Here is a 16415-nt window from a genome sequence, read left to right as displayed (position 1 = left end):
CGCTTGTCGCAGTTGACGCGGCGCTTATGCCATTCAGTCGGCATCCGGATTCGCGAAAACGCGTGTTCAGGCTGAATATCAGTCGCTTACGTCGCTTTTTTCTCACTTCGCTATCACCGCGCGATTCCTAGGATTCCACCCCAGCAGCAGCCGACGATCCATTTTCCATGTCGCCGACCGATTACGAATATCTCTTCATCCTCGACGCCCTGGAGCGGAAAGAACCCATCTTTCCGTTCATCGTGCAGGCGTTGTCCGAGTCGGGCCTGGTCGACGTCAGCGAGCAGGGCATCAGCCTCACGCCTGCGGGCGAGTGCCTGATGCAGCAGGTCGCCGAAAAAGAGGCCGACCCCGCGCACTGAGTGCAGTCGCGCGCGCAGGGTTTCGCGCACCGCCACCGGCGCTCAACCGAGCGCTACCGGTAGGACATGAATCCATTCAGCCCAAAGCGTGCGTGCGCGCACAGTTGCCGTGGCAAAACGTGCGCCAGTGCACGAATGTACAAAGTCACGGGACACGCTTCGACGCATCCACGCAAATCGAACGGGACACTATGCCGGCGCGATCGCCTGCAGGGGGTGGGTGGTGCGCCTGCAGGGGTTTTGCCATGCCGCACGAAGTCGAGGTCAACCAGTACCTGGGACTGACCGTGTTAACGCTTTGGGGCCTGGTCTGGGTGGAAGAACGCCAGGCCGCGCTCGATGAAGTCATCGCACAGATCGAAGAGGGACGGCCGTATCGCATCCTCGTCGACATGATCGGTGCCAGTTGCGCGAACGATTCGCTGGAAACCAGTGCCGCGTTCGCGCGCCGCCTTTCCACCGAGCGCAAGCTCAAGGGCTGCCGCATCGCGTACCTGTATCCGGACAACGCGCGCATCAACCTGGCGGTCGAACGCCTGGCGCAAGCGCGCGATTTCCGTTTCCGCCGCTTCACCACCACGACCGAAGCGCTCGACTGGCTGCTCTCGCCGCCAACGCGCATCAAGCCTGCGCTCGTGATCGAATCGCAGGCCGAGCCCGACGCGTTGACACTCCTCGCCGGCCTGCGCAACGGCCGCTGGGTCGCCTGACGCTCAACCCGCCAGGCGAATCACCGCCTGCGTTGCGCGGTCCACTTCTTCGGGTGTGTTAGCGAGGCTCCCCGCGAGCCTCGCGTACGTGACGGCATACGGGCTCGTACTCGCGACGACCTTCTGCTCGCGCAGCCGCTTGACGATGTCTTCCGGCTTCATCCCGTCGATTTCGAACGCGACCAGGCCGGCCGACAACGCCGGCGTTTGCGGCGTATGCACGTGGATCTTCGGGTGTCCGGCAAGTTGTTGCTTGATGCGCGTGTTGAGTTCGGCGATGCGGTTGGCCACGCGCGCGCGGCCCATCGCCTCGTGCATTTCGAACGCCGCCGACGCCGCCCATTGATGTTCGAACGCATGGAAGCCGCCGGGCGCGACACGTGATGCATTGGTCGGGCCATTCACCGGGCGTTCTTCGGCCCACGCGTTGTACGACTCCCATTCGGTGAAGTTCGGCACCGTCGGGCGCAGGCGTGCCCATCCTTCGGCGTTGGACCACAACAGGCCGGTGCCGCGCGGCGCGAACATCCACTTGTGCGTGCCGGCCGTGATGTAATCCGGCCCGAGTATCGCGAGCGATTCATCGACCGCGCCGATGCCGTGCACGCCGTCCATCACGAGCAGCACGTCGGGATGCTTCGCCTTCAAGGCCTGCGCCATCTCTCGGATCGGCAACCGCATGCCGGTGCTCGAATGCACCCACGTCAATCCGACCACGCGCGTCTTCGGCCCGATGCCGGCGAGCAGGTTCGACACCAGACTGTCGACGCTCGCATCCTTGGCATCGTCGTACAGCTTGATCCTGCGCGCGCTCGCGCCGCTGCGTTCGTTCGCCAGGCGGATCGCTTCGTGGTGCGAGTAGTGATCGTGCGTGGTGACGACGACTTCGTCGCCGGCCTTCAGCGGCAGGCCGTGGTAGATCAGCGCAAGGCCTTCGGTCGTCGAGCGCGTCAGCGCGACATCCTCCGCGCGGCCGCCGATGTACCTGGCGATCGCCGATTGCACCTTGAGGGGCACGTTCGCCGACTCCTCTTCGAACATGCCGTGTTCGATGACGTGGAACGGGTCGCGGTCCATCGCGCTGCGCCAGGTCTCGATCGCATCGCGCACGGGCGCCGGATGGCTGGCGATGAAGAACGTGGCGAAATGCGCCCAGGCCGGGTCGAGCGCGAACTGCGCGCGCACCGCGCCCCAGGTCGACAGATCGGGCAGGGGCTTGCTTCCCGCCTCCAGTGCCGCAAGCAGGGAGCCGGCGGCCAGCGTGCCCGTGAGGGCGACGGGCGCGGCGAGGAAGCGACGGCGGGTGAGGTCCATGAACGCGCTCCGGCGGCGGATGACCTCCGGGGCAACGCATGCCCGGTTCCGGAACGGACAATTCTTCCCGCGGTTCACTCCCGATTCGATCCGCGGCGGCGCCCAACGCCTACACTGGGCCGCAACATTTCCCGTGTTGCAGTCCGTCATGCGCCTGACCTGGCCCGCCTTGTTTTCCGCCGTCCTCGCCGCCGCCCTGGTGGTGGCGGGCTGTACGGCCGAGCAAGCCGGGTCGCCGAAGACGCCGAACACGCAGACCAGCGCCGACAACAGTGCGGATTTCGGCGCGGTGTCCGTCGATCCCCCGCCGCCCCCGAAGAAGAAGGCGAACATCGCCAGCACGACCGAGTGGCCCGAAGCGAAGCTGGAGTCGGGCACCGCATCGATCAGTTGCAGCACCGAGTACGTCGAACAGGGCGACGGCGAGACCTTCTCCGACCTGTCGTTCTTCTCCGTGCTCGACGCGATGCTGCCGTGCAAGGACGCGGGCGTGGTGCGCCTGCGTTATCGCGGCCGCGTCGCCGGGGATTTCACCAACCTGATCGAGCGCGTCGGAAACATGGCCGCGCGCATGGACATCCCGCAGCGCATCCTCGACATCGATTCCAGCGGCGGCCAGGTCGAAGACGCGATCCGCGCCGGCGACATCATGGCCGAAGGCGGCTGGACCATCTGGGTGCGCGAAAACGCGGTGTGCCACAGCGCGTGCGTGCTGTTGCTCGCCGGCGGGGACGACCGCGTGATCTCCGGGGCGGTTGGCATCCACCGCATCATCCGCATCCAGTCCGAAGCCTCTTCGCGCGCGGAGTTGAGCGCCGAGCTGCACGAAGTGCACGAAGCGATGAAGGATTACCTGCAGCGCAACGGCGCGGGCGTGGCGGTCGCCGACTTCATGATGACGGTGCCCAACCGCAGCCTGCGCCTGCTCACGCAGGACGAACTGAGCGAGTTCGGCCTCACCGGGCGCAACGCCGCGCAGGAAGACCTGGACCGCATCCGCCTCGTGCGCCGCTGCGGCCTGGACTTCGCCCGCCGGCTCGACGGCTTCTATCGAACGTACGAGCAAAAGTGCGCCACGCTCGACACCGGCGTCGACGCGATCAACGACTGTGGCCGCGCGCTGCGGCCGAAGTTCGGGTTCCCCGACGACAAATGCCCGGCCGACAGCCCGCTCGCGGCGCTCGACGCCAAGCCGGTCGAAGGCGCGGTGGACAAGGACGCCGAAGACAAGGCGTTGGAAGTCGCGACCAAGGCTGAGGATGTGAAGGAATCGGAAGCCACGCCCGCCAAGCACCGTGAATAGGTGCTAGCGTGTGCCCCGTTCCGGGGGGAACGGGGGACGATCGATGGGGCGCAAGACGAACAAGAGCGCGCGCGCCGGACGCGGGCGCTGGATCCTGCTCACGGGTTTGCTCGCACTCGGCGGCGCCGGATGGCTCGTGCACGCGCAGGCGCAGCAATTCGCGGCACGCAGCCTCTCGCTGGTATTCACCGGCGCCGGGGACACGACGATGGGCCGGGTCTGGTTCGACCCCAACGGCGACGTGGTCGTCAACGACGTCGCCGTCTACCTGAGCACGCCCACCCTCGCGCCCGATACGACGTCCGAGACCTGGGCCGGCGACACCAACACGCTGCGCTTCGAACGCATGCGCGTGCACGCGCCGGGCGGCTGGATGTTCTACGTCCGCAACCTGCTCGACCCCAAACTCGACAAAGCGCAACTCGACGAATGGCACATCGCCTTCGAAGGGTTCACCACCCGCGCGGGGTTCGATCCTTCGCTCGGCACGCTCGGGCCGATCGGCGCGATGAGCGCCTCGCCCTTCGAAAGCGAAGGCTGTTCGCGCCACGCCTTCTTCGTGCGCGAGGAACTGGACACCATGGGCCTGCAGGCCGGCCCCGCGACGTTCGACATCTCGCTGCGCGAAGCGGACAGCCGCGTGGACACGCGCCTGGTGCTCAACACGCCGGGCGCTTCGCGGCTGCAATACGACCGCGTCGAGACGCTCGCGGCGCCGACGAGCCTGTTGGCGATGGCGCAGGCGGCTACATCGACCGTTTCGGAGCGTTGGGACGTCAGCGACCAGGGCTTCGTGCGCGCGCGCAATGCGTTCTGCGCGCGGCAGGACGGGATCGATGAAGCGACGTTCGTGTCGCGCCACGTGATGTCGGTGCAGCGCTTGCTGGAAACGCGCGGGCTGCAGGCGGACGCGCGGACGGTCGCGGCCTATCGCGATTTCGCCGCCAATGGCGGTCAGCTTGCGTTCGGCGGCACTTATGCCACGCCGCTCCACAGCAGCGAGCGTGCACAGGCGCGGCGCAACGGCAGCGCGTTGTTGCGCCTGTCCGCCCGGCTCGAACACGGCAGCCAGCAAGGCGACGTGCAATTCAGCGGCACGGCGCCACGCCCGCTCGACGCAGGGGACGGCGCCACGTTCGCGGCGATGACGAAGGAAAACGGCGGCACGGTGCCGTCGGTCGGGAGCGTGTCGACGTCGAAGTCGGCGATCCTCGCCTCGCCGGTGGCGAGCGATGCGGCCGCGCACGCGCAGCCGCAATATGCTTCGTCCTTGCCGACCGCAACGCCGGCAATGGCGCCGGGCGGCCGGTTGGAATGGGACGATCTGCCCGCGATGCAGGGCCACATGCTGCAGGTGTTCACGATGCACAACGCACCGCGCACGGCATTGCTGATTTCCGTCGACGCCAACGAAGCGCACGTGCGTGCGCGCATGCCGGGCGGGAGTGCGGATTACCGCATTTCGCGCGAGGCGTTCCTGCGGGCGACCCTGATCCAGTAATCAGGCGACGACGTCGATCCCGACGTCGCCGACCACCACGCGCGACCCCGCGCGGATCTTGCAGCTCTTGCGCAGCTCCACGACCCCATCGACCTGGACGGCGCCTTCGGCGACCAGGTGTTTCCCCGCGCCGCCGCTGTCGACCACCCCGACGAGTTTCAGCAGTTGGTGCAGTTCGGCGAAATCGTGGGCATCCAGGGTGAATTCGAGGCGTTGCATGGGGGTCCTGAAGATGGGGAAGGCGCTGTCACGGCCAAGGGCGCACAATAGCGCCCCCCGTTGAGGCCGGAGTGCCCATGTCGACCCCTGCCGGCGAAGCCGCCCCGTCCCTGCGATTCGCCGATCTCGGCCTGCCTCCCGCCGTGATGGCGGCGGTGGATGCTGTCGGTTATGAGTCTCCCTCGCCGATCCAGGCGGCCACGATCCCCGCGCTGCTGCAAGGCCGCGACGTGCTGGGCCAGGCCCAGACCGGCACCGGCAAGACGGCGGCCTTCGCGCTGCCGATCCTGGCGCAGGTCGATCTCACCCAGACCAAGCCGCAGGCCCTGGTGCTGGCGCCGACGCGCGAGCTGGCGATCCAGGTTGCCGAGGCCTTCCAGAAATACGCTGCCAAGTTGCCGGGCTTCCATGTCCTGCCGATCTACGGCGGCCAGAGCTACCAGCCGCAGTTGTCGGCGCTACGCCGTGGCGTGCATGTCGTCGTCGGCACGCCGGGCCGCGTGATCGACCACCTGGACAAGGGCACGCTCGATCTGTCGAACCTCAAGTCGCTCGTGCTCGACGAAGCCGACGAGATGTTGCGCATGGGCTTCATCGACGATGTCGAGGCGGTGCTGAAGAAGACGCCGCCCGGCCGCCGCATCGCACTGTTCTCCGCGACGATGCCCTCGCAGGTGCGTCGCATCGCGCAGACCTACCTGCGCGACCCGGTCGAGGTCACCATCGCCTCGAAAACCAGCACCGCGGCGAACATCCGCCAACGCTATTGGTTCGTCGCCGGCATGCACAAGCTCGATGCGTTGACGCGCATCCTGGAAGCCGAGAAGTACGACGCGATGATCGTGTTCGCGCGCACCAAGATGGCGACCGAGGAACTCGCGGAGAAGCTGGCCGCGCGTGGCCTGGCCGCCGCCGCGATCAACGGCGACGTCGATCAGAAGATCCGCGAGCGCACGATCCAGCGGTTGAAGGACGGCGATCTCGATGTGCTCGTCGCGACCGACGTCGCCGCGCGCGGCCTGGACGTCGAGCGCATCAGCCATGTGCTGAATTACGACATTCCGTACGACACGGAAAGCTACGTGCACCGCATTGGTCGCACGGGACGTGCCGGGCGCAGCGGTGACGCGATCCTGTTCGTGACGCCGCGCGAGAAGGGCATGTTGCGCTCGATCGAGCGCGCGACGCGGCAGCCGATCGAAGAAATGCAGTTGCCGAGCGTCGAGGCGGTGAACGACAAGCGTGTCGCGAAGTTCCTCGATCGCATCACCGATGCGTTGAAGGTCGAGGGGAACGAGCTCGATTTGTTCCGCGACCTGATCCTGAAGTACCAGCGTGAGCACGATATCCCGGTTGGCGATATCGCAGCGGCGTTGGCGAAGATGGTGCAGGGGCGTTCGCCGTTGTTGCTCGCGCCGGAGAAGGCGCGTGCGGCGCGCGAGGAGCGGCCTGCGTTCGATCGCGGGGAGCGCGGCGAGCGTCCGCAGCGTCCTGCGTTCGAGCGCGGGGATCGTCCGGAGCGTGCGCCGCGCGAGAAGCGCGACGTCGGTCCGCGCCAGGCGCCTTCCGAGGGCATGGAGACGTATCGGATCGAGGTCGGTCATCGCCACGGGGTGAAGCCGGGCAACATCGTCGGTGCGATCGCGAACGAGGCGGATCTGGAGAGCAAGTTCATCGGGCGGATCGATATCCACGATGATTTTTCGTTGCTGGATCTCCCGGAAGGCATGCCGCCGGAGTTGATGACGCATCTGCAGAAGGTGCGGGTGGCGGGGCAGATGATGCGGTTGTCCAAAGCCGGGGATGCGCCGTTGCCTGCGCATCGGCCTGCGCCGCGGCCGCATCGGAAGGGGCCGCCGACTCGGCGCTGAGTCCTGCTGAAAAGCGGGTGCGCTGAAAGCTGACTTCGTTCGTTGCGTTCGCCTGCACCAGGGCGGCGCAGCGGCGCGCCGCATTGAAGGCCACATTGCTCCGCAAGAGCGCACGCTCCGCAATGTGGCCTTCAACGCGACGTCCGCTGCGCACCACGCTTCAGGTTTGCTCGACACCCGTGCGTGAGTGCGTTCGCCATGACTGATGGGTGCGCGCCTATTGCCAGCACACCAGAAGGGCGGCGCCTTGCCCGTCGAGGGCATCGCGGAGCCGAGCTCCAGTCGCGCGTTCTCCTCGATGCCCTCTCTCGGGCATCGGCGCCTTCGCGGCGAGCTGCATGTACATGGGATTCGGAATGTGCGGCGACGGGTGCTCCGACTGGCGAGCAATGCATCTTTCCCGGAGGGCGAGGTTCCGTCCCTCTGGTGGCAACAAAAAAACCCCCGCTTTCGCGGGGGTTTTTGATCATCAAGCAACCGCCAGCGACTCATTGGCGGCTTCCGCCACCGCAGGAGGTGGAGCAGCCTTCGGCACCTTCACCACCGTGCGCTCGACCGTATCGCGCGCCAGCGCCGACAACCCGTAGAGGCGCGCGACACGCCCCCACGCGATTGCCATCACCACCAACTGCACCAGCAGGAACCCGAGCACCATCCCGCCGACCGACGCCGCACTCACGCGCGTACGCGCCAGGCCGAGCGCGATCGCCAACCCTTCGCCGACCAACATCGTGCCGAGATACACCACCAGCACCGCCACCGGCCGACGGAAGAACACCTTCACCCCGCGCCACCAAGCCTTGACCGCCGAACGACGCGCCGGATCGATCGCCAACATCGCGCGACCCGATTCCACCGTCGCATGCGCCAACACCACCAACACCGCCAACACGATCGTGACGATCAGCGATGCGTTGTCGGCGTTGGACTCGAGGATCGCCGTCTCGCCCTGGTGCTGCGCCCACTTGCTCAACGGCGCACTCAGCGCGAACGCGACACCCATCGGCACGATCGCCCACGCCAACATCCGCGCCATGCGCCCGTACTCGCGCAACCCGAACTGCAACAGATTGCCGAAACGCAACGACTGCCCCGCGCGGATCGAGGCGACCACCATGCCCGTCAACCACGGCGACAACAGCAACGCGATCACGACGCCCGTGATGCCCGCGGCGTCGATGGCCGCACCCTGGTACTTCATGATCGGCGAGAACACTTCGATCATCCATGCCAGGTCGAACCGCTCCGCGATCTCCTTCGCATGCACCGAATAATCCAGCCGCTCGGACAAGGCCATCGAAATCGGCAGCACCGCCACCAGCGTCGGCAACAACAGGCCGACGGCCCACAGCAACAGCAAACGCCATTGCAACGCGCGGCCCAGGCCGCCGACCAGGGCGCTCAATGCGCCCAGCTTGCGATCGTTCGTGTTCATACGGTCACCAGGAGGGCGAGGAGGGACTGGAAGAAGCCGGCGATGTCCGCCGTCCAGCGGCGCGTGGCCGAGCTGTCGGGTTCCCGCAATCGACTGTCGTCGAGCCGGTCCTTGTCGAGGAACACCCGATGCTCCGGATCGATTTCGACCGACGCCGCCTGGCTCTTCGTCACCAGGCGCCAGCGCGCCCAGCGTTTGTCGCCGTTACCCGGCAGGCGCAAGGTCTGCGACGTACCGTCTTCGAAACGCACCAGCACCGTCTGCGGCACCACGGCGCCCGCGCGACGAACGACGATGTACGTGGCGTACTCGAACGGGCCTTCCCCATCCTTCGCCTTCGGATGCGCCTTTTTCCACGCATCGCGCGCGTCGGAGATGGACTTGTCGATTTCCGACGGCTTGCGCTCGACCACCTTGCCCTTGACTTCGACCAGGCCCGGTTCTGGCAGGATCTCGTCGCTCTCGAACTCGGTCACGCGGTCGTCGACCTTGCGCACGTTGTAGACCTGCTCGGCGAACACCTTCTCCACCAGCGCGCGCTGCCCCGTGCCTTCGGCCATCGATTCACGGAAGTCGGCGATCGAAGGGTGGCGGAACTTCCACTGCGCGTAGTACTGCTTGAACGCGCGTTCCAGCGCGTCCTTGCCGACCTGCTGTTCCAGGTCGTGCATCACCGTCGCCGTGCGCGCGTACACCGTGCCGTAGCTGTTGCTCGACATGCGGTCCCACGCGCTGTTGCCGATCGGGTCGGCGGGCTCGCCCGTCATCGCGCCGAGGCGCTGCTGCTCCCACTCGCCCAGGCCGACGTCCACGCCGACCAGTTTCGTCAGCCACGTCTGCGCGGTCGCGTGCTGGTTGGCGGCGACGATCTGGCGGTGGTCCCAGTATTCGTTCAGGCCTTCGTCGAGCATCGGTTCTTCGAATTCGTTCGAACCGAGGATGCCGTAGAAGTACCCGTGGCCGAACTCGTGGATCGTCACGAAGTCGAGCGCGTACTGTTCCAGCCGCCCCTTGGTCACGTCCTTGTAGCTTTCCGAGGTGAAGAACGTCGGATATTCCATGCCGCCGGCTTCGCCCGCGTTGTAGGGCGGGATGACGGCGGTGACGGTCTTGTACGGATAGTCGCCGAGGGTCTTCGAGAAATACGTCAGCGATTCGATCGTCGCGTCGAGCACGGGCTTTGCGTTGCTCGCGTATTCCGGGTGATAGAGCACGCGCACTTTCACCGGGCCGTTCGCGCCGTTGTACACGCCGTCGAGCGGCCTGGCGTAGCGGTTGTCGGCGGTCCATGCGAAGTCGTGCACGTCGCCCTGCACGTAGCGATGCGTCGTCATGCCCTTGTGTTCGACCGGCGTGCCCTGCAACTCGCCGGTCGCGCCGACGGTGTAGTCCTTCGGCACGGTGATCGACACGTCGTACAGGCCGTAGTCGGCGTAGAACTCGCTGTGCAGGTGGAATTCGTGCACGTTCCAGCGCGGCGCGGTGGCACCACGCTCGCCCGGCAATTCCAGCACGCCGATCTTCGGGAACCACTGGCCCACCAGGTGGAAGGTGCCGAAGTAACCGGTGCGCGCAACCACGCGCGGCAGCTGGTTGAAGAAGTCCATGTCGATCGTCGTGGAAGCGCCGGCGGCGACGGCTTCGGGCAGATCCAGGCGCACGACGGTGCGGTCGGTCGACGGGCCATTGTCGGGATGCACGTAGGACCACGGCACCGTGGCGCCGTTCTGCACGACCTTCGTCAGGCGCGTGTAGCCGTAGCCGCCTTCCTCGGTTTTCACTTCGCTGCGGAACCCGAAGTGGTTGTTGCGCTCTTCGGTGTTGAACGTGCTGCCCGGGCCTTCGAACGCGTTGAGGTACAGGTGCAGGTAGACGGCTTTCACCGGGCGGTCGCTGCGGTTGCGCCAGGTGAGTTGCTGCTTGCCGTCGATGGTGTGTTTCTTCGGATCGAGCGTCGCTTCGATCTTGTATGTCACCACGCGGTCGGACAAGGTTTCTTCGGCGCCGGTGCGCGCGCCGCCCCAGGCGTTCGGTGCGCTGGGCACCGTGACGGCAGTGGGGTTGGCTGAAGCGAACGGAATGTCATCAAGCACGGGTGCCGCGGTTGCGGGCGCGACCGGCGCCGTCGCGACCTGCGCGGTGGCGACGAGCACGCACGCGCTTGCGAGCGCCAGGCCGACGGCCCAGCGCGGGAGACGAATGGATGGATTCATGTGTGTGCGCCTCTCAGCGGCCGTTGACGCTGTACCGCCCGGGCCCGAGCAGGGCCAGCGCGATCGCGGTGAACAGGTACATGCCCTGCAGTTCGAGCGCCCAACCGCCTTGCTCGTTGAGGTGCCCGATGTCGCCCATGTGCACCAGGGCGAAGGCGAAGAGCATGTTGGCTGCGACAAGCAGCGCGCCGATGCGGGCGTAGAAGCCGGCGACCAGCATCAGTGCGCCGACCACTTCGCCGAGCAGCACGCCGTAACCTAGGACTCCCGGCAGTCCATGCGATTCGACCAGGCCTACGATGCCGCCCATGCCGCCGCGCAGTTTCGCGATGCCGTGCAGCAAGATCAGCAAGCCGAGTGCGACGCGCAGGATCAATCGCCCGAAATCGTTCTGGGTGTTCTGGTTCATTACTCCCCCTTGGATTGAAATGTCAGGTGCCGATCCCGACGCCCCTGTCGGATCGGCCACTCGCCGAGCATAGCCCCGCCCGCGCCCGCTGTCGCATGCACCGGGCCTCGACGGGAGGTGCGGGATCGTGGTCGCCTGTCCAGGACAGGAAGCCGCAATGCGCACGAAGCGTTTGAAGTTCGCCGAAGGCTTCCGGGTCGCGTTCGAAGTGCGCAAGGCGCAGGCCGCGGAAATGGTCATTGCGCCGGGTGATTCGGAAGGTGGGCCGGACAACCGCCATCGCGGCGCGGACCAGTGGTTGTTCGTGGTGGAGGGGCGTGGGCAGGCGATCGTGGAGGTCGAAGGCCGCAAGCGTCGGGTCGCGCTGGAACCGGGCATGTTGATCGTGATCGAGCGGGGTGAGCAGCATGAGATACGCAACACGGGCCGCCGGTTGCTGCGCACGTTGAACTTCTATTACCCGCCGGCGTTCGCGAAGGACGGGGATCCGAAAGGCCCGGGGAAAACGCGTTAGTTCAACGGCAACCTGAGCGCCCGACCGTTCCAGTCCAGCAGCACGCCATCGGGCTGGATGTCGGCGATGACGAGCGCGCCGAGGCGGTCGCCGACGCGCAGGCGCGTGCCGTCGATGATCACGAACCGCTGCGATGCAACATCGTTCCACATGTGCATGCTGAGTTTCAGCGGGGGAAGTTGTTTGCGTTCTTCGGCCCCGAGGTCCGACACGCGTTGGGTCATGTCGATCGCGACGGGCGCGGGCGCCGGCGTGCGTTCGATGCGCGGCGGTTGTGCGATCACCGGCGGCGGTACATCCGCGATCGGCGCAGGTTTCGCGGGTGCCGGCGGCGCGACCACGATCGGCCGACGCAACGCAGGCGCCGCGCGTTGCGTGTCCGTCGGCATCGCTGCTGCAGGCGCGGGCTGCGCGAGCACTGGCGTGTCGCTCTCCGGCACCACGCTGATCGGCGCAGGCCCGCGGTCGCGCATCGCGAACCACGCGAGCACCGCGGCGATCGCCAGGGCGCCGGCGATCCACGGCCACCGTTGCGGCGGCGTCGCCGCGATCGGCGCGGCCACCGCGGGTTCGGCCAGCAGATCGGGCACGACCGCGCGACGGCGTTCGGCTTCGGACTTGCGCAGCGCTTCGAGGATCAGCGACATCGGCGTTCAGTCCAGGGTCGTGCGAAGGCGGGGGCCGGGGTCGCGCGCGGCGAGGGCGAGCAGCGTTTCCGGCCCGACCACGCCATCGGGCGCGAGCCCGCGCGATTGCTGGAAGCCACGCACGGCCTCGCGCATCGCGTCGTCGAGCAGTGCCGGGCCGGTGTATCCGGGAAGATGCGCATGCACCCAATCGACGGCGGGGCCGCGGCCGTCGGAGGACGGCACGTCGACGAGCGTTTCGGGCCCGCGCCACAAGGCCGCGTATTCGCCCGTCCATGCGTCCTGCAGGGCGACGCGCTCGATGTCGAACGTCTCGTTGCCCAGGCGCACGCGTGCGCGCACTGCATCGGCGCCGAGCAACAACGCCCACGTCGACGCGCGATTGGCGCGCAAGCGCAGCAACGCCGGCCGCCCTTGCGCGAACAACTTGTCCAGGCTCGCCGTGCCGCGCAGGCAATACAGGCCGGGCTCGACCGCAGGTGGGCACGCCGCGGCGAGCGTCGCTTCGGCCGTCGACTGCCATTGCGAAAGCAAGGCCTGCCACGCGGACACATCCTTCGCGTCGGTCGCCTGCACGCGCGCGGCGAGCGCATCGGCCGCGAGCGTGGGGACCGCGATGGGCTTGAACGGCGACTTCGCGGGCACGGGTTTCGCGACCACCGCCTTCGCCACGGGCGTCGCACGTGCTTCGGCCGGTGGTGTGCGCGGCCAGAAGAACCACGCTGCGGTGGCCGCAAAGAGAACGCTTGCTGCAGCGACCCAGCGCAACGGATGCGCATCGCGTCGCCTCGGTGCCAGCGCCTCGCGTGCCGCGCGATCGATGTCCTGCGCTTCGATCGCCAGCGTGTCGTGCGCATATCCACCGAGCAACGCGCGCTCGGCGATCACGTTGACCAGGCGCGGCACGCCACCGGAATGCTTGTGGATGCGCGCGACCGCATTCGCCGAGAAGGGCGAATGCAACCCGCCCGCGACGCGGAAGCGATGCCGCACGTACGCCGCCGTTTCATTGGCATCCAGCGGCATCAGGTGGTAGCGCGCGGTGATGCGTTGCGCGAGCTGGCGCATGTCGCCGCGCGCGAGGATCTCGCGCAGTTCCGGTTGCCCGAGCAGGATGATCTGCAGCAACTTCTGCGTATCTGTTTCCAAGTTGGTCAGCAAACGCACCTGTTCGAGTGCGTCGACCGACAGGTTCTGCGCTTCATCGACGATCAGCACGACGCGCAGGCCCTTGGCATACGCATCGAGCAGGTACGCATTCAATGCATCGACCAGCGCCTTCGTGCTGCCGCGCGCATGCGCGATGTCGAGGTGCAATTCCTCGCACAGGGTTTCGAGCAACTCGATCGCCGACAGGCGCGGATTGAGGATCAGCGCGACGCGCGTGTTCTCGGGCAGTTGCTCCATCAGCAGGCGGCACAGCGTGGTCTTGCCCGTGCCCACTTCGCCCGTGAGTTGCACGAATCCGCCGCCACCGCCCTGGCCGATGCCGAACAACAGGTGCGCCAGTGCGTCCCGGTGGCGCTCGCTGAGGAACACGAAGCGCGGGTCGGGCGTGATCGAGAACGGCGGTTCGCGCAGGGACCAATGCTCGAGATACATGCCGCGCAGCGTGCCAGAAACCAGGCGGGGTGCGCTATTCGGCCGCGCCCTTGGATTCGGAGGCCGCGAGGACTTCCGGGTGCGACAGCGGCCTGGGCTTGCCCATCAGGGGATGGATGAACACGGCCGCCAGGATGATGGCCACGCCGGCGTAGAAGGCCGGTGTGAGTTCGCGTTGTTCGCCCAGCAGGAGGATCGCGAGCACGATGGCGTAGACCGGTTCGAGGTTGACCGCCAGTTGCTGCGCGAACGCGCTCATGTGCCGCAGCGCCGCCAGCGAGAGCGCGAAGGGCAGCAACGTGCAGGCCAGCGACAGGGCGAGCAGCAGGCTCAGGTCGCGCCCGCCCGGCAGCGCGAAGACCTCGCCGGCGAACGCACCGGCCGTGCCCGGGATCAGCGGCAACACCGGGATGAGCGCGGTCAACGCGATCGTGCCAGCGCCGAGTTCGAGCGTGGTGACGGTGAGCGGATCGCCATGTTCGACCAGCCGCTTGTTGAGCGCGCCGAAAATCGCGACGAAGAAGGCCGACAGCGCGCCCACGGCGATGCCCGCGCGCATCCCGGCCGGCACGCCGCCGACCACCAGCGCCACGCCCGGCAGGACCGCGACGCCGAGCAGCAGGTCGCGCTTGGAAAACCGCGTGCGCGCGACCAGCGGTTCGATCAACGCGACGAACACCGTCGCCAGCGCGATGCAGGTTGCGCCCACCGATGCATTCGACAACTTGATCGAACCGTAGAACGTCAGCCAGTGGAGCGCGACGAGCACGCCGATGCCCGCATACGCGCCGCGCAGGCGCCACGACAGCGCGCGAATGCCGCGCCACACGCGCGGGATCAACAACAGCGCGGCGACCACCAGCACCATGCGCCACCACACCAGCGGCAGGGCCGGCAGCGTGATCGCCTTCCCGAGGATCGCGGTGAAACCCCACAGCACCACGCACAGGTGGATCTGGAAGAAGGCTTTCGAACGCGCGGCACGCGCTTCGGGCGACAGGGCGGGGGCGTTGGGCATGCGGCTATTATGGCGGCGTGAGCGACGACTTCCTCGACTATCTCCACGAGCTGTCCGCGGACTTCGGCCCGATCTCCACGCGCGCGATGTTCGGCGGGCACGGCGTGTATTTCGAAGGCCGCATCATCGGCATCGTGATCGACGATGCGTTGTACGTGAAGGTCGACGACATCACGCGGCCGTCGTTCGAAGCACAGGGCTGCGCGCCCTTCGTCTACGAATCCCGCGGAAAGACCGTGCCGATGTCCTATTGGTCGCTTCCCGCCGAGGCGATGGACTCCGCGCAGTCCTTCCTGCCGTGGGCGCGGCGCGCGAACGAAGCGGCGCTGCGCAAGCCCATCAAGCGTGCACGCAAGCCACGCGCGAAGAAGCCTTAGTCGGGCGCCACCGACAGCAACCAGTCGACGAACACCTGCGCCGCCGGCCGCAATCGCCGGTGCGCGGGATACACGATGTGATAGCCCCAACGCGCCGCCATGCGCGGGCCGGGGAGTTCGACCAGGCGCCCGTCGCGCAAATACGGCACGACGATGCGTTCGCGCGCGAGCGCCGCACCCATCCCGTTCGCGGCGGCGAGCAGCGCGTCGGTCGTATCGCTGAAGCTGTAACGCTCGTCGAGCGCGGCGCCGTGCACGCCGGCGAAGCGGAGCCAGTCGTGCCAGCCTTGGCGCGCGTGGTCGAGGAGCAGCGGCACGCGCGGGATGTCGGCGGGCGTGGCGATGCCTTCGATGCCCGCCATGCGCGGCGAGGCGACGGGGAACAACACCTCGTCCATCAATCGATGCGACGACAGGCCCGGCCAGTGCCCGGGCCCATGGCGGATGCCGAGATCCAGGCCACCCTCGTCGAAGCGGGCCAGCGCGGTTTCGGTATCGAAGGCCAGGCGGATGTCCGGGTGTTTCGACGCGAAGCCGGGCAGGCGTGGCAGCAGCCACGTATAAGCGAGCGAGTGCAGGGTGGTGATGCGGACGCGGTGTTCTTCGTCGCGGTCGCCGCGCAGCGTGCGCAGCGCGCCTTCCATGTCGGCCAGTGCGCTTCCCGATGCATCCGCAAGGCGCCGTCCTTCGGCGGTGAGGGTCACCCCGCGCGCGTGGCGTTGGAAGAGCGCGACCCCCAGGCGCGATTCGAGCTTGCGCACGTGGTGGCTGATTGCGCTGGCCGTGAGGTTCAGTTCCTCGGCCGCGTGGGCGAAATTCTGGTGGCGGGCGGCCGATTCGAAGGCCGAGAGGGCGGGGAGCCAATCGGGGCGCAGGACCATGGGAGCCTCAAATCTGGTTTGTGTCTGGCGTCGAAAGTA

16 protein-coding genes are annotated in these 16415 nt (G+C 67.3%); 7 read left to right on the top strand and 9 right to left on the bottom strand.

The genetic code is table 11. The features are described from left to right. Window positions 1–167: 167 nt before the first annotated feature. Both ACXJJ8_RS04115 and ACXJJ8_RS04110 read left to right on the top strand, forming a co-directional pair. Window positions 168–362, top strand: a complete 195-nt coding sequence (locus ACXJJ8_RS04115) for a hypothetical protein (protein ID WP_499027114.1) — start codon at window positions 168–170, stop codon at window positions 360–362. A gap of 245 nt (window positions 363–607) precedes the next feature. Further along, window positions 608–1072: a hypothetical protein gene (locus ACXJJ8_RS04110; RefSeq protein ID WP_499027113.1), complete on the top strand. Its 465-nt coding sequence runs from the start codon at window positions 608–610 to the stop codon at window positions 1070–1072. A 3-nt stretch (window positions 1073–1075) separates the two neighbouring features. Here the strand turns inward: ACXJJ8_RS04110 and ACXJJ8_RS04105 are convergent, their stop codons facing one another. Then, complete coding sequence (locus ACXJJ8_RS04105) at window positions 1076–2386, bottom strand: aminotransferase class V-fold PLP-dependent enzyme (protein WP_499027112.1); 1311 nt, start codon at window positions 2384–2386, stop codon at window positions 1076–1078. Window positions 2387–2519: 133 nt separating this feature from the next. On the opposite strand from ACXJJ8_RS04105, the gene ACXJJ8_RS04100 reads away from it, so the two are divergent. Both ACXJJ8_RS04100 and ACXJJ8_RS04095 read left to right on the top strand, forming a co-directional pair. Continuing rightward, a complete protein-coding gene (locus tag ACXJJ8_RS04100; RefSeq protein WP_499027111.1) occupies window positions 2520–3689 on the top strand; it encodes a COG3904 family protein in 1170 nt (389 codons plus the stop codon). A 43-nt stretch (window positions 3690–3732) separates the two neighbouring features. Further along, window positions 3733–5190: a hypothetical protein gene (locus ACXJJ8_RS04095; protein ID WP_499027110.1), complete on the top strand. Its 1458-nt coding sequence runs from the start codon at window positions 3733–3735 to the stop codon at window positions 5188–5190. Here the strand turns inward: ACXJJ8_RS04095 and ACXJJ8_RS04090 are convergent, their stop codons facing one another. Next, the gene (locus tag ACXJJ8_RS04090) at window positions 5191–5409 is read right to left on the bottom strand and encodes an RNA-binding S4 domain-containing protein (protein WP_499027109.1); all 219 of its coding nucleotides are present in this window, start codon (window positions 5407–5409) and stop codon (window positions 5191–5193) included. It lies immediately after the preceding gene. Window positions 5410–5486: 77 nt separating this feature from the next. Here ACXJJ8_RS04090 and ACXJJ8_RS04085 point away from each other — a divergent pair, with 77 nt between their 5' ends. After that, window positions 5487–7280, top strand: coding sequence for a DEAD/DEAH box helicase (locus tag ACXJJ8_RS04085; RefSeq protein WP_499027108.1), 1794 nt, complete (start codon window positions 5487–5489; stop codon window positions 7278–7280). A 469-nt stretch (window positions 7281–7749) separates the two neighbouring features. Here ACXJJ8_RS04085 and ACXJJ8_RS04080 read toward each other — a convergent pair whose 3' ends face one another. From ACXJJ8_RS04080 to ACXJJ8_RS04070, 3 genes are read right to left on the bottom strand one after another with little or no spacing between them, the layout of a single operon-like run. Further along, window positions 7750–8715: a hypothetical protein gene (locus ACXJJ8_RS04080; protein ID WP_499027107.1), complete on the bottom strand. Its 966-nt coding sequence runs from the start codon at window positions 8713–8715 to the stop codon at window positions 7750–7752. Then, window positions 8712–10928, bottom strand: a complete 2217-nt coding sequence (locus ACXJJ8_RS04075) for a M1 family metallopeptidase (RefSeq protein WP_499027106.1) — start codon at window positions 10926–10928, stop codon at window positions 8712–8714. Before ACXJJ8_RS04075 ends, ACXJJ8_RS04080 begins: the two co-directional genes overlap by 4 nt. Window positions 10929–10941: 13 nt before the next feature. Further along, window positions 10942–11337 carry a DoxX family protein gene (locus ACXJJ8_RS04070; protein ID WP_499027105.1) on the bottom strand — a complete coding sequence of 132 codons (396 nt, stop codon included), beginning with the start codon at window positions 11335–11337 and terminating at the stop codon, window positions 10942–10944. A 157-nt stretch (window positions 11338–11494) separates the two neighbouring features. On the opposite strand from ACXJJ8_RS04070, the gene ACXJJ8_RS04065 reads away from it, so the two are divergent. Further along, window positions 11495–11851: a cupin domain-containing protein gene (locus tag ACXJJ8_RS04065; protein ID WP_499027104.1), complete on the top strand. Its 357-nt coding sequence runs from the start codon at window positions 11495–11497 to the stop codon at window positions 11849–11851. Here the strand turns inward: ACXJJ8_RS04065 and ACXJJ8_RS04060 are convergent. Genes ACXJJ8_RS04060 through ACXJJ8_RS04050 form a run of 3 tightly spaced genes read right to left on the bottom strand, consistent with a single transcriptional unit; the run spans window position 11848 to window position 15118 of the window. Continuing rightward, window positions 11848–12498 (bottom strand): general secretion pathway protein GspB, encoded by a 651-nt coding sequence (locus ACXJJ8_RS04060; RefSeq protein ID WP_499027103.1) that lies wholly within the window; start codon window positions 12496–12498, stop codon window positions 11848–11850. The two genes, ACXJJ8_RS04065 and ACXJJ8_RS04060, sit on opposite strands and share 4 nt — an antisense overlap. A gap of 6 nt (window positions 12499–12504) precedes the next feature. Beyond that, window positions 12505–14100 carry an AAA family ATPase gene (locus ACXJJ8_RS04055; RefSeq protein ID WP_499027102.1) on the bottom strand — a complete coding sequence of 532 codons (1596 nt, stop codon included), beginning with the start codon at window positions 14098–14100 and terminating at the stop codon, window positions 12505–12507. Window positions 14101–14134: 34 nt separating this feature from the next. Then, complete coding sequence (locus ACXJJ8_RS04050) at window positions 14135–15118, bottom strand: EamA family transporter (protein ID WP_499027101.1); 984 nt, start codon at window positions 15116–15118, stop codon at window positions 14135–14137. Window positions 15119–15135: 17 nt separating this feature from the next. Between ACXJJ8_RS04050 and ACXJJ8_RS04045 the strand changes: the two genes are divergently transcribed. Further along, the gene (locus tag ACXJJ8_RS04045) at window positions 15136–15495 is read left to right on the top strand and encodes a TfoX/Sxy family protein (protein ID WP_499027100.1); all 360 of its coding nucleotides are present in this window, start codon (window positions 15136–15138) and stop codon (window positions 15493–15495) included. Here ACXJJ8_RS04045 and ACXJJ8_RS04040 read toward each other — a convergent pair. Continuing rightward, window positions 15492–16376 carry a LysR substrate-binding domain-containing protein gene (locus tag ACXJJ8_RS04040; RefSeq protein WP_499027099.1) on the bottom strand — a complete coding sequence of 295 codons (885 nt, stop codon included), beginning with the start codon at window positions 16374–16376 and terminating at the stop codon, window positions 15492–15494. The genes ACXJJ8_RS04045 and ACXJJ8_RS04040 overlap by 4 nt on opposite strands. Between the last annotated feature and the right edge of the window lie 39 nt (window positions 16377–16415).

The sequence above is a fragment of the Lysobacter sp. P5_C4 genome (assembly GCF_054049695.1).
This window is presented reverse-complemented; position numbering and strand designations above follow the sequence as displayed.

Bases quoted from the DNA above. Each gene is read 5' to 3' on its own strand.
- ACXJJ8_RS04110 (WP_499027113.1), top strand. From the start codon at position 608: ATGCCGCACGAAGTCGAGGTCAACCAGTACCTGGGACTGACCGTGTTA.
- ACXJJ8_RS04105 (WP_499027112.1), bottom strand. From the start codon at position 2,386: ATGGACCTCACCCGCCGTCGCTTCCTCGCCGCGCCCGTCGCCCTCACG.
- ACXJJ8_RS04050 (WP_499027101.1), bottom strand. From the start codon at position 15,118: ATGCCCAACGCCCCCGCCCTGTCGCCCGAAGCGCGTGCCGCGCGTTCG.
- ACXJJ8_RS04065 (WP_499027104.1), top strand. From the start codon at position 11,495: ATGCGCACGAAGCGTTTGAAGTTCGCCGAAGGCTTCCGGGTCGCGTTC.
- ACXJJ8_RS04070 (WP_499027105.1), bottom strand. From the start codon at position 11,337: ATGAACCAGAACACCCAGAACGATTTCGGGCGATTGATCCTGCGCGTC.
- ACXJJ8_RS04085 (WP_499027108.1), top strand. From the start codon at position 5,487: ATGTCGACCCCTGCCGGCGAAGCCGCCCCGTCCCTGCGATTCGCCGAT.
- ACXJJ8_RS04095 (WP_499027110.1), top strand. From the start codon at position 3,733: ATGGGGCGCAAGACGAACAAGAGCGCGCGCGCCGGACGCGGGCGCTGG.
- ACXJJ8_RS04090 (WP_499027109.1), bottom strand. From the start codon at position 5,409: ATGCAACGCCTCGAATTCACCCTGGATGCCCACGATTTCGCCGAACTG.
- ACXJJ8_RS04115 (WP_499027114.1), top strand. From the start codon at position 168: ATGTCGCCGACCGATTACGAATATCTCTTCATCCTCGACGCCCTGGAG.
- ACXJJ8_RS04080 (WP_499027107.1), bottom strand. From the start codon at position 8,715: ATGAACACGAACGATCGCAAGCTGGGCGCATTGAGCGCCCTGGTCGGC.
- ACXJJ8_RS04075 (WP_499027106.1), bottom strand. From the start codon at position 10,928: ATGAATCCATCCATTCGTCTCCCGCGCTGGGCCGTCGGCCTGGCGCTC.
- ACXJJ8_RS04040 (WP_499027099.1), bottom strand. From the start codon at position 16,376: ATGGTCCTGCGCCCCGATTGGCTCCCCGCCCTCTCGGCCTTCGAATCG.
- ACXJJ8_RS04055 (WP_499027102.1), bottom strand. From the start codon at position 14,100: ATGTATCTCGAGCATTGGTCCCTGCGCGAACCGCCGTTCTCGATCACG.
- ACXJJ8_RS04060 (WP_499027103.1), bottom strand. From the start codon at position 12,498: ATGTCGCTGATCCTCGAAGCGCTGCGCAAGTCCGAAGCCGAACGCCGT.